Annotated in this window: 11 protein-coding genes; 7 read left to right on the forward strand and 4 right to left on the reverse strand. The window is 63.7% G+C overall.

The window, feature by feature from the left end:
- Positions 1-9 precede the first annotated feature (9 nt).
- The 5 genes from ACT6S0_RS04030 to ACT6S0_RS04050 all read left to right on the forward strand — a co-directional run bounded on the left by ACT6S0_RS04030 (position 10) and on the right by ACT6S0_RS04050 (position 8,216).
- Positions 10-489: an RNA polymerase sigma factor gene (locus ACT6S0_RS04030; protein WP_444762632.1), complete on the forward strand. Its 480-nt coding sequence runs from the start codon at positions 10-12 to the stop codon at positions 487-489.
- Between the two features lie 2 nt (positions 490-491).
- On the forward strand, positions 492-1,553 hold the full coding sequence (locus ACT6S0_RS04035; protein ID WP_444762633.1) for a FecR family protein: 1,062 nt from the start codon (positions 492-494) through the stop codon (positions 1,551-1,553).
- Positions 1,554-1,628: 75 nt separating this feature from the next.
- Positions 1,629-4,640, forward strand: a complete 3,012-nt coding sequence (locus tag ACT6S0_RS04040; protein ID WP_444762634.1) for a TonB-dependent receptor domain-containing protein — start codon at positions 1,629-1,631, stop codon at positions 4,638-4,640.
- Positions 4,641-4,737: 97 nt separating this feature from the next.
- Positions 4,738-7,059 carry a prolyl oligopeptidase family serine peptidase gene (locus tag ACT6S0_RS04045; RefSeq protein ID WP_444762635.1) on the forward strand — a complete coding sequence of 774 codons (2,322 nt, stop codon included), beginning with the start codon at positions 4,738-4,740 and terminating at the stop codon, positions 7,057-7,059.
- A 248-nt stretch (positions 7,060-7,307) separates the two neighbouring features.
- Complete coding sequence (locus ACT6S0_RS04050; protein WP_444762636.1) at positions 7,308-8,216, forward strand: hypothetical protein; 909 nt, start codon at positions 7,308-7,310, stop codon at positions 8,214-8,216.
- Between the two features lie 6 nt (positions 8,217-8,222).
- Here the strand turns inward: ACT6S0_RS04050 and ACT6S0_RS04055 are convergent, their stop codons facing one another.
- From ACT6S0_RS04055 to ACT6S0_RS04070, 4 genes are all read right to left on the reverse strand, one after another.
- Positions 8,223-9,938, reverse strand: a complete 1,716-nt coding sequence (locus ACT6S0_RS04055) for an ABC transporter ATP-binding protein (RefSeq protein WP_444762637.1) — start codon at positions 9,936-9,938, stop codon at positions 8,223-8,225.
- 83 nt (positions 9,939-10,021) lie between these two features.
- Positions 10,022-11,842, reverse strand: coding sequence for an asparagine synthase-related protein (locus tag ACT6S0_RS04060; protein WP_444762638.1), 1,821 nt, complete (start codon positions 11,840-11,842; stop codon positions 10,022-10,024).
- Between the two features lie 6 nt (positions 11,843-11,848).
- Positions 11,849-12,577, reverse strand: coding sequence for a lasso peptide biosynthesis B2 protein (locus ACT6S0_RS04065; RefSeq protein WP_310332854.1), 729 nt, complete (start codon positions 12,575-12,577; stop codon positions 11,849-11,851).
- A gap of 56 nt (positions 12,578-12,633) precedes the next feature.
- Entirely contained in the window at positions 12,634-12,753 is a 120-nt protein-coding gene (locus ACT6S0_RS04070; protein WP_310332855.1) for a rubrivinodin family lasso peptide, read from the reverse strand.
- A gap of 1,514 nt (positions 12,754-14,267) precedes the next feature.
- Here ACT6S0_RS04070 and ACT6S0_RS04075 point away from each other — a divergent pair.
- A complete protein-coding gene (locus tag ACT6S0_RS04075; RefSeq protein WP_310332856.1) occupies positions 14,268-15,269 on the forward strand; it encodes a hypothetical protein in 1,002 nt (333 codons plus the stop codon).
- On the forward strand, positions 15,266-16,027 hold the full coding sequence (locus tag ACT6S0_RS04080; RefSeq protein WP_310332857.1) for a hypothetical protein: 762 nt from the start codon (positions 15,266-15,268) through the stop codon (positions 16,025-16,027). Before ACT6S0_RS04075 ends, ACT6S0_RS04080 begins: the two co-directional genes overlap by 4 nt.
- The last annotated feature ends 245 nt before the right edge of the window (positions 16,028-16,272 follow it).

Here is a 16,272-nt window from a genome sequence, read left to right on the forward strand (position 1 = left end):
GGTATTGCGATGAAGATCGACTGGCTGAGCGTATTCTCCAACGTCATGTCCGTGCTGAAGCGGCGTGGGCGCACTGAACAGGATGCCGAAGACCTGGTGCATGACGCTTACGTTAAGTACGCCCAGACCTCGAAGGAGCGAACGATTGAGAAGCCAGAGGCGTTCCTCATGAAAGTGGCACTGAATCTTTCGATCGATGCTCACCGCGCCTCAACCGTCCGCGGGGTCGAGGTAATGCTGGAGGATGTCGTTATCGTCGATGGCCGGCCCAGCGCTGAGGACGTGGTGCTGGCTCGTGAGGAACTCGCCCAGGTCGGGGAATGTCTGTCGCGCATGAACGAGCGAACTCGCTCCATCTTCCTGGACAACCGTGTAGAGGGCTTGAGCTACCAGGAGCTTGCTGATAAGTACGGGATCACAAAGAGTGCAGTCGAGAAGCACATCGCCAAGGGCGTGATGCTGACGGCACTCTGGATGGAGGACCTGTAGCCATGAACCGGCCCAGCGCCGGCACTTCTCAAGCGGCTGACGCCAAGTCCAAAGTGCCGCGAGAGATCCTTGCCGAAGCCGCAGTCTGGGTGACCCGGCTCCATGGGCCAGATCGTTCCCCTCAGATGGAGCGGGACTTCCGCACTTGGCAGGCGTTGTCTCCCTCACACCGAGAGGCCTTTGAGAAATGTACCGATGCCTGGGTCGGTGTCGGGAAGGTCAAGGCCGCAACAGCCTATGAGACCGTCGCTGCGAAGAACGCCGGTCGGTGGGGGGGGGGGAGTCAAGGCATTCGGTGGTGGGCCGCTGGCGCAGCTTCCGCTGGTGCGATAGCTGTCCTGCTGGTGGCTGGGCAGGTCTGGTTGGCGCATGGGTCGTTCAGCACCGACGTTGGTGAGCAGCGAACGGTGATGCTTGACGACGGCTCGCGCATGCTGCTCAACACGGACACGCAGGTTCGGGTGAGCTTCGACGGCAAGCAGCGAACGGTCAACGTTCGTGGAGGCGAGGCGCTGTTTGAAGTGGCGAAGGACCCGAGCCGCCCGTTCGTCGTGCGTGTCTCGGGCAGCGAAGTCGTTGCTGTCGGAACCGCTTTCTCTGTGCGCTTCGCACCACTGGCAGCCGCTGCGCCGAACGAGCTGACCGTCACCCTGATCGAGGGGCAGGTGAAAGTCCGTCGGGCTGCGGAGGCCAGCGTCGAAGCTGTCGCTCCAGGTGCGCCTGTTGCCATGCAGGCGGGTGAACGGCTGCGTCTGGCGCATGGTGCTGATTCCGCCACGGTCCAGTCGCCGAAGGTCGATCGTCCGAACGTGGACCAGGTGACCGCCTGGAAGCGCAATGAAGCCGTCTTTGACGCCACGACGCTCGGGGACGCGGTGTCAGAGATGAACCGCTACAGCCGAACAAAAATTGTGTTGCTTGATGGCTTGAGCGAGTCAGGACTGCGCGTGAGCGGCCTCTTCCGCACAGGCGACAACGCAGGATTTGCTCATGCTGTCGCGCACTTGCATGGCCTGAAGCTCACGGAAGACGTTGGACGATTGGAGCTCGGAAAAGCTCAGTAGGGAGATGTCCCGGCCGCTGGTTACTCGACTGAAACGTCATCTTGTTGTGGCCCCTCAACACAACAAGGACATCAGATGAGACGCTTCAAACCAAGCCGACTGCTCAGTCGCCACGGCGCGCTGCCACTTGGCACTTGCCTTTCGATCCTCCTGGGCTTCAGCTCGGCTTTCGCCGCCGAACCGCCCCGAGCCGCCCGCTATGCCATCGAGCAGCCTTCTCAAGGCATGGCGCAGGGTCTGCAAGCCATCGGGCGGCAGACCAACACTTCGGTCTTGTTCGAGCCGGAGACTGTCGCTGGCCGTGTGACCAGGCGCGTGTCGGGTCGGCTCTCTCCGATCGAAGCCATCAAGGCGGCGCTGCAGGGCAGCGGCATGACTGCCGAACTCATGCCCAACGGTGCGGTGGTGGTGAAGCCGGCGCCACCTGCGGCAGTGCTGCCTGCGGGGAGTGCGCCAAGTTCGACGCCGCCGGACACCCAAGGCGGGCAACCCGGCAACGCTGGGCAACGCACCGCAGCCGGTGCGGCTGTCGACGTGACTGGCGCGCTGCCGGCGGGTGAGGTGCGCGGGTTGCAGGAGCTGACCCGCGTGGAAGTCACTGGATCCCGGCTGAAGCGAATCGATGCCGAGGGGCCAGCGCCGGTGAACGTCTACACCCGCGAGGATCTTCACCGGAGCGGGCAGCCCAACCTGCAGCGCTTCCTGGCATCGCTGACCGAGGTGTCGGCATCCACGGGCGAAGGCGGATTCGGTACGACGCTGGGGCAGGGGACTGTTCAGCTGCGCGGCCTGCCGCTGGGATCAACGCTGGTGCTTGTCAATGGCAGGAAGGTGCAGGGTGTCGGATCCTTCACCGGCAGCGTGTTCAACCTGAACCTCATCCCGATGGCGGCGATCGAGCGCGTCGAGGTCGTGCCCCTGGGCTCGTCGGCCGTCTACGGTGGCGACGCGCTGGCAGGCGTAGTGAATGTGATCCTGAAGCAGTCCGTCAGCGGGCCATCGCTGAGCATGCGCTTCGGGTCTGGCAGCGGGTACAGCGACGGTAGCGTGTCAGTGGCGACAGGCGGACGAAGCGCCGACGGCGAATTCCTGATCATGGGTTCGTACAGCCGCTCTTCGCCGCTGAGCATGAAGGAACGTGATTTCTTCAAGGATGCGGACTACCGCCGATTCGGTGGTGCGGACGAGCGTCTGAACTACTGCGCGCCCGGCACCGTCAGCAGCGTCGCGGGCAATCTTCCAGGGTTGAACAGCAACGTCGCCGGCATCCCGCAGAGCGTTTCAGGCCAGCACTTGAAGGTCTCGGATTTCCAGGCGACGGCGGGCACCCAGAACCTGTGCAACATCTGGACGACGGGCGGCGGGGTGGCGCTCTTTCACGGCTACGAGACGCTGGCGCTGCATGCGCTCGGCGAGCACAAGCTGTTCGGCAGTTGGTCCGCGTTCACGGAGCTCACCTACACGCGAGATCGCATGAGTGCGCGGGACCTCGGTCTTCGGCTTGGCAACGTATCGGTGCCGGCGGCGAATCCGTTCAACCCTTTTGGCGTCGACGTGACGGTCACGGCCTCACTCGGTGCTGAGAACGGGACGGAGGGCCTGTCCCGCCAGACCAACTTCACGCGCGCGCTGGTTGGCGTCCGTGGTGACCTTGGCGGCGGCTGGGATGCCGAGTTGACCGCTTCGACCACCAGCGACCGCGGCGGCTCCCAGAGCTGGAACGAGGCCTTCAACGCCACGGCGTTGACTGCTGCGCTGGCCTCTACCAACCCTGCCACGTCGCTCAACCCGTTTACATCGGGGCGAGTCGCCAGCGACGAAGTCTTGCGTGGCATCTGGTCCGACAACAGGCGTCGCAGCGTCGGGCGCAAGGACCAGGTCTCCGGTCAGGTCAGGGGATCGCTGCTGCGGCTGCCCGCAGGTTCCGTCGAGTCCGTCGTTGGTGCCGAGGCCTCGAGGGACGCCTATGACGTGTCCAGCACGTCCGAGACCCACGGCTCACGCCGCAGCGCCGCGGCCTACGGTGAACTTCGTGCACCGCTGTTTCGCGGGGGCGGCGAAGGTGCTGCCGGATGGAACCTCGCCGCGCTGACACTTGCCGCGCGTCGTGACCACTACAGCGACTTCGGCTCGGCCAACACCTATCAAGGCGGGCTCGAACTGCGGCCGACGCGAAGCTTGCTGATCCGGGCTTCCGCGGCGAACTCCTTCAAGCCGCCGACGATCCTGCAGACCCACGTCAACGACGTCGTCTACCAGGCGTCCATCTTCCGGCTGGTTGACCCGGCCCGAGGTGGCCAGGCGATCACCTCGGGCACTGTGGTGCGCACCGCGAATCCGGACCTGGCGCCCGAGCGAGGTCAGGCAAGGGGCATTGGCGCAGTCTGGGAGCCCGAGGGTGGTCACGGCACGCGTCTCAGCATCACTCATTGGCAGATGCGCATCCGGGACATGATTGCGGTGCTCGCCACCCAGTCGGCGTTGGATCACGAGAACCTGTTCCCTGGGCTGGTCGCGCGGAGCCCCTCGGTGAACGGCCAGCCCGGTGTCGTCACGAGCGTCAAGTCGACTGAGGTCAACTTCGGTCGGTTGGACACATCCGGCACCGACCTCGACATTGCCTACGTCGCGAAGACGTCGATCGGCAAGATGACGGCCTCGATTGGCGCAACCCGCACCGGCGAGTACGACGTTGTCCTGGCCCCCGGAGCGGCCATAGTGAATCGGTTCGATCGCAGGTTCCGCGACTTCTGGGCGCCGTGCTGGAAAGGGCGACTGTCGTTCGGTCTGGACCGAGGCGCCTGGAACGTGGGGCTGACGAGCCGGTACCTTGGCGGCTACAAGGACATCGGCACCAGCGAGCGCGGTCTCGGCAACTTCTGGATTCACGACTTGGGCGGCAGCGTTGATCTCAAGAAGCTCTGGCCGGATCTGCTGTCCGGGTTCAGGACCGCCTCGGTCGGCGCCAGCGTCGCAAACCTGACCGACCGGGAGCCACAGTTTGCTCAGGGCGCGCCGTTCTACGACGTCACCCAGGGCGACTGGCGCGGTCGTTACGCGAGCGTGCGTCTGACGCTGGACTGGTAGTCCGCCAGACCGACTCCTCCCTCCTCCATTCGTAACGCGGCCACCCTGCCCAAGCGCGGGGAGGTGGGCCGCGCCTTTGCCCAGAAGTAGTTTCACTATGCGCCTCTACCTTCTCGCAGTCGTTGCCTCCATCGTCACCGCTGCGTTCACTTCCGTCACCGCCCAGACTGCGGTCGGGCCGACTGTCCGGGACGTCGTCGAGTTCAAGACCATCGTCTGGCCCGTCGCGCACGACGCCGAGGGGCTGCGCCAGCAGACTTCTCCAGATGGCAGCCGCGGCTTCATCGTCACCCGCAAGGCCGACGTGAAGGCGGACGTCAACCGATACGAGATCGTGATGCTGAACCTCGCGCCCGCGCGACTTGCAGACCGCCGGCCTGTGCCGCCGGAGGTGGTGTTCGGGTTCGATGCCAAGAAGGACAACGAATCCGGCTATCCGGCTCTCGCCCAGGCGCAGTGGGCGGACGACCGGACCCTGGTGTTCCGGGCCAAGATCAAGGACCACGTCTACCAGATTTACAGCCTCGATCTGCCGACGGGCAAGGTCGTGCAGCTGACGAACGCAGCGACACCGATCGAGTCATTCGCCACCTCGCGCGATCTGAAGCGCGTGGTGTATCTCGTGCAGGCTCCCAACCCGCCCATGAAGGACGGCTCGCGCAGCATCGTCGTCGGCAACCAGTGGTTCCGCGCCGCCCTCTATGGCCAGCAGGACGTTCGCCAGCAGAACCGGAAGTACCGCTTCTATGTGGAGGACGTCGGGACCGGCAAGCCGGCTCGCCCCCTGGGCGAGCCCTTCCTGCAGGCCAACGCTGGCTTCCCCGCTGCCAACATATCGCCTGACGGCCGTTGGGCCATCTTGCCAAGGTACGAGCGAGAACGGACGTTGGCGTGGAGTCGCCAGTACCCCGTCGTCCGCGAGATCGCGCAGGAATTCGGCCCGGCGCTGAAGCGAGACCCGCTCGGCTACTTCAATGGCGCCATGGCGTACACGGCCAGGCGGATGGTGGCCTGGCGCTTGGAGGATGCGCGCGAGCAGACCATCCTGGATGCGCCGGACGACTGCTTGCCCGGCGGGCTGCAGTCCCGCCGCGACAAGGTCTGGTTGTCCTCAGGAAAGTCCGTGGTGTTGGCCGGTACCCATCTGCCGATCGCTGCAGGGAGCAAGGCGTCGTCGGCGTCGCATGTCGTCGAGTACTGGCCCGACAGCGGCCGATGGTCGATCGTGGCGAAGCTCAGCGAACGGCTGGACAGCGCCGTCGGGTTCGGCGACAGGATCGAGGTCGTTGAGGGCGGCCGGCCGCGGCAGTTTGAGCGCAGCGACGGAGCGTGGCGGGAGGTCGCCTCGATCCCGCTGGCATCGAAGGCGGCTTGGCGTTTGAAGGTGCGCGAGAGCGTCAATGAGCCGCCCGATGTGTTTGCGGAAGGGCCTGCTGGCCAGGCCGTTCGGCTGACGACGCTCAACCCGCACTTCGATACGAATACCTGGGGAGCCGTCTCGACCTACACCTGGCGCGATGCCAAGGATCGGCAGTGGCATGGTGGTCTCATGGCGCCGAGCGACGCAACGCCCGGCAAACGTTTGCCCCTGGTCATCGAGGCATACAACTACTTCCCGGAGAACTTCTACATCGCGGGATCCAACGGTGCAAAGCGAGCTGCAACCAGCGCGTTTCCGGGGCGGGCGTTGCTTCGCGAAGGGGTGCTGGTGTTGGTCATGCCTGTCCACACGAAGAAGACGCCCTTCAAGGATGACGCCGATCAGAGTCGGCTGTTCAACGAAGGTGTCCGTGGCGCTGTCGAGCAGCTCGTGAGGGAAGGGCGCGTCGACCCTGACCGCGTGGGGATCATCGGGTGGAGCATGAGCGGCGAGAAGCTCCTGAACCTCATCACCTTCTCCGATCTGCCCATCCGCGCAGCGACCATCGCTGACGGGGACTCCAACACACTGTTCTCGTACACGATCACCTACAGCTTCACCGATTACACGTGGGGTCATAAGGAGGCCGTGAACCGAGGCATCCCTGCTCGCCCGAACCTGGACAACTGGGTCAGGACCGATCCCTCGTTGAACACCGACTGCATCAAGGCCGCGCTGCGCATCGAGACGTATGGAGCTGCCGTGCACAACCACTGGGACATCTACGCGCTCTTGCGGCGGCAGTACAAGCCTGCGGACATGATCCTCATCCCTGATGGATCACACGGCCTAGCGACGCCGAGCGAGCGCATGATTTCGCTGCAAGGGAACGTCGACTGGTTCCGGTTCTGGTTGAAGGGCGAGAAGCGCAATGGCGAGTTGCTCGCCACGGAAACCGATGGATCGTTGCGCGCGCAGTATGAGTCTTGGGATCAGATGGCGACTTTGAAGCAGGCCGACGACAAGCGTCCCCGGTGTCCGCTGAAGAGCGTGGGCTGATCCGCGCTATGTAGCGCCCACTACCTTGTGTCGGCAGAGCGGCGCGCAGGGGCGTGCCGTTCTGCTTGCTGATACGCTCCCGCGGACAAGACGATTAGGGGAGCGATATGAGGCGTTGGAGGCTCGCAGTAGTTGGCAGTGCGATCGGTTTCTTCTTCGTGGGCGCGCAAGCCTACGAGCTCAATCCCGTCGAAGATAAGTATCGATGGGACGGCGACAGGACCCACTGGAAATGGGTGGCGGATCCAATGCACGAGGAACTGACCTTGCGTGCACGCGCCTGCGCCGCCGGTCATGAAGCATCGAAGCCGGAAGATGTTCGTTGTGGCATGTCGCCATCCGTGCCAGCGGGCCATCATCGCGGGCACAAGCATGATTCGCTCGTTAGAGGCGTGTGGTGGAACGACGATCCGAACCAGTTGCTGTTCGCCCTGCGCCAAGCGGAATGGGCCGCGTGGATGCTGGATGGCGAGCACATAGCGACACACAAGCGCAACCTGCGCGGCAAATCGGCCAAGATCGACAAGACCTACTACATCAACTACCGGAGTCACTATGGCGATCTGCAGTTCCTGCATGCCATGGCGAGCGGCGACAAGGTTGATCCTCGGACTACGCAGCAGAACATCCTGACCTGGGCGGAGTTCACCTACAAGGTCGCGATCGGCTCGATAGGCACCGAATCAACGCTGGGCCAAGTGGAGGTGCCAGGCTTCGGTGAGTTCTTCGGGCACCTCAATGGATGGTCGGTTTCATACCTCTTCGCGCCGAAGTACCTGCTGAGGTCCGGCGAGCACTTCAACCAGATGGCGCTGGGGTCGCTTCTGCATGTGATCCAGGATTCCTTCTCTGCGGCGCACGTGGAGCGCGTCTTCAAAGCAACCGAAGCTTGCCCACGCGGCAGGGTGATCCGCTTCAACACGTACGTTGGTCAAGTGAAATCGGCCCACAAGGCGGCTGACGTGCGGATCGCTTGGCTGGACCAAAAGTACGGTGACTTCCAGGGGCCCATCGATGCGAGCGCGGCACTGTTGTCGCTCGCATCTCGGAAAGCTGACTGGGAGAAGGAGGTCAAGCCGTACCTGGAGAACGCTGTGTTCTGCCTCGGCAATGATGCAGAGCCATCGAATCACGGGGGCTTCAATCAACATCGTTGATCCGAGCTACGCAGCAGCGCCCTCTGCCTGGTACCGCCAGAGCCGCGCGTAGAGTCCCTGCCTTGCCAGCAGATCCTCGTGCGTGCCTTGCTCGCAGATCCGTCCCTGGTCCATCACGACGATCTGGTCGGCGTGCATCACTGTCGACAGGTGGTGAGCGACGATCAGCGTCGTGCAGCCTTCAGTGGCCCGGCGCAGAGCCAGCAACACTTCGGACTCTGTCCGGCCGTCCAGTGCTGACGTGGGCTCATCCAGCAGGAACACAGAGGGCTTGCGCACCAGCGCGCGTGCGATCGCCACGCGCTGGCGCTCGCCACCGGAAAGCTTGAGCCCCCTGTCGCCGACCAGCGTTCGGTACCCCTCGGGCAGTGAATCAATGACGGCGTCGAGCTGCGCGGCGCTGGTGGCGCGCTCCATCGTCCCGGGCGCCAGGTCGGGTGCGGCCAGGGTGATGTTCTCAGCGATCGACATGTGAAGGAGAGGGGTGTCCTGCGGCACCAGTGCCATCTGCGTGCGCAGCTGTCGAAGCGGCATGGTGTCGATGGGGATGCCGTCTAGCAGGATGCGGCCTCGTTGCGGCACGTACAGGCGCAGCAAAAGCTTTAACAGTGAGGACTTGCCTGAGCCGCTGGGGCCCACCAGGGCAACGGTGGAGCCCGCGCTGATCGCCAGGTTGAGGTCATGGATCACGGGCTTGTCGGGCTCGTAGCCGAAGGCCAAACCTTCGAAGCGGATGGCTGGAGGGCGAAGCAGCGAGGTTGGCGGCCGCGCTGCGGTCTTGGGCTCAGCTTCAGACTCCCGGCTCTCGTGCAGGATATCCAACGCTGGCCTCAAGAAGCCCAGTGCACGCACCAGGTCTCGAACTGCGGACCCGATGGCTTCAACCGGTCGCACCATCTGGATCAGATAGACGGTGCTGAGAACGAAGTCTCCGAGGGTCAAGGCCCCGCTCTTCACGCCGTTCGTAGCGATGAACAGGCAGCTACCCATCGAGACTGCGAAGACAGCGGTCGCAGCTAGGGCCGTGAATGCGCTGACCCGGTAGTACGCCGTCCAGCGCTCCACAAGCGAGGTGGCAGCGCCGGCCAGTGACCGCTGGGCGGCGTTCTCGGCGCCAAAGCAGCGAAGGACCTCAACGCTGGCCATACCCTCGGCGAGCTGGCCGTGAACCGCCAAGCTGGCCGCGGTGACTTCTCTGGCATGGTTGTTCAGCCGTCTGGCGCCGATGGCGAACACCACGAAGTACAGCAGCCCGCTCGCGCCGAACAGCGCGAGCAGGGCGGGTTGTCCAAGTCCTGCCAGCACAACCAGCATGACCGCCAGCTCGACGACGACCGGCGCGACACTTTGAATGAGATGCGTCAGGATCAGTTGCGTGCCTGCGCAGGCGAGGTCAAGGCTATGAATCAGCTCGCCCGTGCGTCGTTTGAGCAGGCCACCGAGTGGCAAATGCAGCACATGGTCGAAGAAGCGGTGACGCAATGCTGCGACCAGCGGCTGGTCGATCTTGCTGACGAGCCACGGCCGGACATCTCCTAGGATGCGGCCGGTACCTAGCGCCGCGACATAGATTGCGCCCGCGGCCATCAAGAGCGTGTCGAAGCCGTCACCGGTTGAACTGGTGTGTGCGGCTGTATCAACCAACTGCTTCAGCGCGAGCGGAGCAAGGGCCGTCAGGGCGCCGCCCGCGAACACGATGAGCATCGCGGCGACGATCAGCAAGCGGAGGCGATGGTCAGTCAGCTCCGCAAGCAGGCGCAATGCAGGCCGTATGCGGTGCTGGCCCAGCATGGCGGGTGCATCTGTCAGAAGAGCGTTGAGCGGCTGCCGCGTGAAACGCGGCGCAGCCAGGCCTCGATCGCGATGCAGGAGTGGATCTCAGACACGTACGCATCACCTTGTGTGGGACGCCGCTCCAGCGAGGCCTCGACGCGCTGGCGGTCGAGCAGGCCTCGTCGCACCAGCTGGCCATCGAGGAGGAGGCTTCTGGCAAGCGGCAGACTGCGCTGGAGGACGGCTGTGATGTGCTCCTCGGTGCCGCCCTTCGAGCGCCGTGAGGCGATTTCCGGCGGGATTCGGTCGGAGAAGGCATCTCTGGCCAGCGCCCGGCCACGACCGCCTCGTGTCAGCACATAGGTTGGCAGCCGCAGACTGAGCTCAAGCAGGGGCTGCGACATCAGCGGATGGACGAGCTCCGGCGATGCCGCTGGAGCGTAGGGGTTGTAGTAGTCGAAGGGGCAGATCAGCGCGCGCAGCTGCATCAGCTTCCCGATGGGTAGATCTGATCCCTCCATCAGGCCGGGATGGACAAAGCGTGAGGCTTGTCCGAGTGCGTTCGCGACGATGTCGGAAGGCATCAGCGCCAGGTACTGTCCTGCGTTGGTCAGCGCGCTCCGCTTGGTGAAGCGGTACTGGAAAGCCTCCCGCAGGGTCTGCCAGAAGGACACATGACCCAGTCGTGCAGCATCCAGCGTTGCCCCTAGAAAGCCTCGATCGAGCCCCCGCAGTTGGAGGTAGTCGGCGGCTGGCCAGGTGCACCGCACCTCCTCAAACAGCTGATCGCCGCCAGCGCCCGTGAATAGCGCCGATGCGCCTGCAGCGTTGGTGACCTCGGCGTCCATGCGGTCCGACCCCAGCCGGCCGATGTGGCTTCCCGGGACTGGGGTGAGGGCTGGGTCTGCGACCTGGTCGAGGTGGAAGTCGACGTCACGATGTCGTTCCACCAAGGTGCACCCGACGCGGGTGGCGGCGAGCCGTGCATAGGCTCGCTCATCGCTGTCTGAACCGGGCGAGAAGTAGTTGAGGCAGGTAATGCCTGCCGTGGGCGGCCCGCAGTAGAAGCTGCCGAGGATGATGGCTGAGTCCACGCCGCCCGACAGTCGCAGCACGACGTCTCCATAGCAGGACAGCCAAGAGAGCACGCTCTGGGTCGTTGCTTCCTTTAGCAACTCGGCAGCCAGGGCGGGCTCCGGTTCGATCGGATGACGTGCGATGTCGACGGCGCGCCAGAGGGGAGTCGCCGCACGCTGTAGCGACGTCATGGAAGTCAGCTCGCCAGGCAGTACGTTCGTTACACCCTTGAGCGCCGTTTCTTGTGCGCCGAGCCGTCCGTACACAAGGACCGCTGCGATCGCATCCCAGTTGACCTCTGGTGGCGGTAGCTCCAGCAGTGCAGAGACATCCTCCAGCCATGAGAACGCGATCGACAAGCCGTCGAGCTCGAGGTGGAAGCATGGCAGGGTTCCGGTGGGATCGCGCAGCACGCGGCCTTCGCCGGCCCACGAAGGCATGAAAGCTACCCAGCGCCCCCAGAACTGCTCGACCAACGCGCGGCCCTCAGACCGGACGATCTCATCGCCTTCCTGATCGGTCAGTTCAACGTCCTCGCCGGGGGCGGGCGAAGGATCTGCTCGACGAAACAGCCGTCCGAGCACGACGCCGGCGTGAGATGGCAGCGTGTAGACGCCGTTGATGCCTCTTGTGTGACCCACCATGTAGACGCTGAATCCGGACGACGAGAAGGCGCGATGCCATCCTCCGTCGATCAAGGTTCCCGTGAGCCTTCTGGCCAGTGCGTTCTGGCTTTCGTTGGCGGGTGCCCAACTGAATGCGATGTAGCGAAACATCGCTGATCACACGACCAGGATGGGCGTGAAGCCCCGCACGTACTCGTGGGTGTCGTTGAGTACAAGGTCGCCTGACTGCACCCAAGAGTGCGCGGCGAAGGGTCGAGTCCTCACGCCGACGACCCAGCTGGCATACAGCTTCTCTGCGGCCAGGAAACGCAGCAGCGTCAGAGAGTCGTGCAGGCACTTGTCGTGCGAGGTGATGACCACGGGGCGCATGCGCAGGTACCAGGCGCTGGCTCTTCTCAGCGCGCCTACCTGCTCGTCATCGGTCTTCATCCCCCTCGCAGGACGCAGAGCGCGTACGCTGCAAGCGATGGTGGCCATGCTGTGTCGCTTGAGCCAGTGCGTTGTGAGGAGCGCTGCATAGGCAAGGCCGAGGAACCTGCGCCACGGGACGCCCGGCGATGGCACATGCTCACCGTGGGACAGGCTGTTGCGCGGCGATGCGAGCGCTTCGTGGGCGGGTGCTGGCAACGACGCTGGAACCAGCAGGGCCTGATCGCGCAGATGGCCAATCCAGTGATCAACCCCGTTGCTCGCGGGTTCGACTTGGTCGAGATCTTTGGCGGGCCAGCCGGCGATCCTTGCGGACAGGGCGGCCATGAGGGGGCCACCCGCGCCGATGTACTTGTCTCTTTGGAGGTCGAGCAGGATCACCTGTCCGTCGACGTGGCACGCGCGCACATGATCGGCAAGGCGATATTCCGGCTGAATCGGTGTTGTCGTTGGCATGGTGATCCTGCTAGGCGTGCAGCTTGTCGCCGCACGCCGTTTCTGCTGCCGGGGGATCAGAACTGCTTGTAGATCCCGACCTGGTTGTCTTCAACCCGCGGCAGGTCGGGCTGACCCTTGGTTTCTTCCTTGGCGTCGCCCAGGTCCACGATCTCCAGTTGCGGTGCTTCGTTCATCACGATCTCCTTGAAGTTGCGTTGAGGTCAGAAGTGCCGTCAGCGCTTGGCCATCCGGCGATCGGAAGATTGAGGCTGGTCGCGTGGCCCGGCAACTTGAGATGCCGATGAGTTGCGGCGTTCGGCGATCCGCCAGCTCGGGTGACCGGGCGTAGGGGACGTCAAGGCGCGGTCGCGGCATAGCCGTTCATCGCTGCATCCGTTCGGTTGTTCCGCTAGCAAATGGACGGCGCAGACGCTTCTGTCCGGTCTCGGATCGCCACATGTCGCGCGGGTCATGTGACCGATGCGATGGTGGCTGGCTCGGTATCCCTGCGCGGAGCGAGGTGAGTTCGGGTGATTTCCGGCTGCTGAACCGAACACTTGGTGTGGTGCTGTGTTTTCGGCGCTGAGGTTTTTGGCGGCTGAAACGTCATGGAGTCATGGAGAACTCCGTTTCAGATCGAGGCCCCGCGACCACCTGGCACCTCTGCTGGAAGGCAGCGGTCGGGCGTGACCTGGTGTCGAGCCCGAAGCTCGTCGAGATGATCACGGATCGACTGCTGGATGCCCATCAACAGCGGGGCAGGGCGTTGCTGTACTACCTGCTGACGGCCACGGAGATACACGTCTTGTCGCGAGTTGAGCCTGGCGACAGTCCGCGAGAGGTGGCTCGAGAGGTCGCCACCATCGTGGCCCGATGGGTGCGGGAGCTTCAAGGGGTGAGAGGGCCAGTGTTTGCGGACCGATATCGCACGCATCAGGTCAGGACTGACGCCGAGCTGAAGTACGAGATACGGATGCTGGCGTGGCGACCTGTCACGACGGGCCAGTGCTCAAAGCCTCTGGTCTACGTGAACTCGTCCTTGCGCACGACGCTGGGACTGCGGCGTGCTTACGGATTCGAGTCTCGGACGCTGCTCCGCGTGTTCGACGGGACCGTATTCGAGGCGCGTGAAGCAATGCGCCGGTTGATACGGCACCGACCATCGAGGTCGGATCTTCGGGAGTGGGAGCTGAACCATGGCTTGGCCATCGCCACTGGTTCTGCGGGTGCGAGCTTCGGTTTGGCCCGCGAAGTTGGTGGGCCGGCAGCGGCCCTTGTGGCGGCCTCCGCTACGCAGGATATTGATGGCGCACTCGCCTTGCTGGCTCGCTGGGTGGCGCATCGGCTTGAGCTACCGTCTGGGGATGACCTGTCGACGGTGCCAGGCGCGGTAGGAACGAGAGCGCGAGCGTTGGTAGCTGGGCTGGCCGTCCAGTCCGACCTCTGCCCAGCTGCTTCGGTTGCTCGCTACTTCGATCGCGCTCGGGCTACCCTGTGCGAACAGATGACTGCTTCGCGAGGGCGGCCGGCTGACCGACAACTCCTCGGCATGCCGGTCCAGTTGATCCTGGATGAGCTCAAGAAGCTGTCGAAACGGCCCCGGCGCTAGCCGCTGATTTGCCCCCTCCCCGCACCTTTTGGTAACTTGATTTTGCACCATAACATTTGTGATGTTACGATGCGCATTCATGTTTCTCAGGCGCGGACCATGGGCGTCATCGAACTCGCACACCAGACACAGGCGTATTTGCTCGAAGCGCTCGGCCAGCGCTTGAGCGCGCTGAAACCTCGCTCGGGGCCAGGGTTGCCATTTTTCGTCATCGACAGCTTCGACCTCATGGAGATTGAATTGTTCGGCGAATTGGTGACGCTCGCCATCCTCAAGGAGCAGGCATCTCTGACGCCTATGGAGGTCGCCCTGCGCATTCGAAAGATCCGGGCGCAGGGCAGTCTCGCTCTCTACGTGGCGCCAGCCGTCGACGCTTCAGATCGTCGACGCCTTGTTGAGCAGAAGGTGCCCTTTGTGGTGCCAGGCAATCAGCTGTACCTGCCGGACCTGGGCATCGACTTCCGCGAGCACTTCCGGCGCCAAGCCGAGATCGGCTCGATGACGCACATGGTGGCTGCTACTCAAGCGCTGCTGTTCAGTCACCTGATCGATCGGATGTCGACCAATGAACGCAGGTCTAGTTGGCACGTTGCTCCGACCGTGGAGAAACTGGGCTACACCAAGATGACTGGGTCCCGCGCCGCCAACGAGCTCGTTGCGCTGGGCCTCGCCAAGGTCGAGAAAATCGGACGCGCTGTACATCTGCGCTTCAAGCAAGACACAACAGCAGCCATCTGGGAGGCTGCAAAGCCATACGTCAAGAGCCCGGTGCTGAGGCGCCGGTGGCTCCACATGCTTCCGTCGGACATCAGCCCGTTCGCCCGCGAGGCCGGCGAGATGGCGCTTGCCAAGCGAACCATGCTTGGCGAGCCTGAGCATCAAACCTACGCCATTCATCGTGACCACTGGTCGGACACAAACGAAGGCCTCATCCTCACTCGCCCGGAACCTGGCGCCGTTGAAGTGCAGCTGTGGAGCTACAGCCCAGGCCTGGATGACGGCCACCTCGTCGACCCACTGTCACTGGTCGCAAGCTTGAAAGACTCTGTCGACGAGCGGGTGCGGCTGGCAGTACGGGAACTTGAAGGACAGATCCAATGATCAAGGGCCTGGACGCCTTCACGAAAGCGTTTGCAGACTGGACTGATCAGTACGTTCTGATCGGGGGCACTGCGGCAACGCTCACGATGCAAGATCAAGGGCTCAAGTTCAGGGCCACGAAGGATCTCGATGTCGTGCTCATCGTTGAGGCCCTGACAGCAGACTTCGGCCGGGCATTCTGGGACTTCATCAAAAGTGGAGGCTACGAGATCCAGCAGGCCAGCGAAACGGGAAAGCGCAGCTTCTATCGCTTCATCAAGCCGAGCGACGCGTCCTTCCCTGTGATGATCGAGCTCTTCGCAAGAGCGCCCGACGCCTTGCGGCCGATCGCGGAAGGACACCTGACCCCGATTCCGTTGGACGAGGATCTCTCAAGCCTCTCGGCCATCCTTCTTGACGATGAGTTCTACGCCTTCATCCTCGACGATCGCACGGTGCGCGACGGCCTTGTGTGGGTGAACGAGACACGGCTGATACCCCTCAAGGCTGCGGCCTGGGTCGACATGACAGATCGACGTCGCCAAGGCGCGCAAATCGATTCAGACAGCATCAGGAAGCATGGCCTGGACATCTTGCGCCTGTCGCAGTTGCTCAGCGAAGGGGCAACCGTCACCGTCGCGGGTCGCGTAGAAGAGGCGCTTCGGCGCTTCCTCGCGGAATTTCCGGCCGATGCCCCACCTGACCCGAAGACGCTGAAGATCAATGCCAAGCTTGATGACATCCTCGGGCGAGTCGCGGCAGGATTTGGGTTGGCTTGATCCGAGCGCAAACCATTGGCCGGGTCTGGCTGAACGCAGCACCGCAGCGCGAGCATTGGTCTCGGAAATCGGTCCAACCGCATTGTTCGTGGTCGGAACGCACGACTGAGCTTCCCGCGGCTGCTTTGCCGCTCTGTACAAGCGGGCGCACCGCGTCGGCGAGGCTGTGCAGATGCCCTCGCGACAGCCTGCCTTCGGTTGTCGAGCACCTCGGTCGCCCGAAGTCCACGAAAAGGCTTGCATTG

The organism is Roseateles sp. (assembly GCF_052436255.1).
GTDB lineage: Bacteria > Pseudomonadota > Gammaproteobacteria > Burkholderiales > Burkholderiaceae_C > Pelomonas.

What these genes read in the sequence shown, in the direction of transcription:
- ACT6S0_RS04040 (WP_444762634.1), top strand. Translation starts at nt 1,629, where the DNA reads ATGAGACGCTTCAAACCAAGCCGACTGCTCAGTCGCCACGGCGCGCTG.
- ACT6S0_RS04060 (WP_444762638.1), bottom strand. Translation starts at nt 11,842, where the DNA reads ATGTTTCGCTACATCGCATTCAGTTGGGCACCCGCCAACGAAAGCCAG.
- ACT6S0_RS04050 (WP_444762636.1), top strand. Translation starts at nt 7,308, where the DNA reads ATGCACGAGGAACTGACCTTGCGTGCACGCGCCTGCGCCGCCGGTCAT.
- ACT6S0_RS04080 (WP_310332857.1), top strand. Translation starts at nt 15,266, where the DNA reads ATGATCAAGGGCCTGGACGCCTTCACGAAAGCGTTTGCAGACTGGACT.
- ACT6S0_RS04075 (WP_310332856.1), top strand. Translation starts at nt 14,268, where the DNA reads ATGGGCGTCATCGAACTCGCACACCAGACACAGGCGTATTTGCTCGAA.
- ACT6S0_RS04045 (WP_444762635.1), top strand. Translation starts at nt 4,738, where the DNA reads ATGCGCCTCTACCTTCTCGCAGTCGTTGCCTCCATCGTCACCGCTGCG.
- ACT6S0_RS04030 (WP_444762632.1), top strand. Translation starts at nt 10, where the DNA reads ATGAAGATCGACTGGCTGAGCGTATTCTCCAACGTCATGTCCGTGCTG.
- ACT6S0_RS04035 (WP_444762633.1), top strand. Translation starts at nt 492, where the DNA reads ATGAACCGGCCCAGCGCCGGCACTTCTCAAGCGGCTGACGCCAAGTCC.
- ACT6S0_RS04070 (WP_310332855.1), bottom strand. Translation starts at nt 12,753, where the DNA reads ATGAACGAAGCACCGCAACTGGAGATCGTGGACCTGGGCGACGCCAAG.
- ACT6S0_RS04065 (WP_310332854.1), bottom strand. Translation starts at nt 12,577, where the DNA reads ATGCCAACGACAACACCGATTCAGCCGGAATATCGCCTTGCCGATCAT.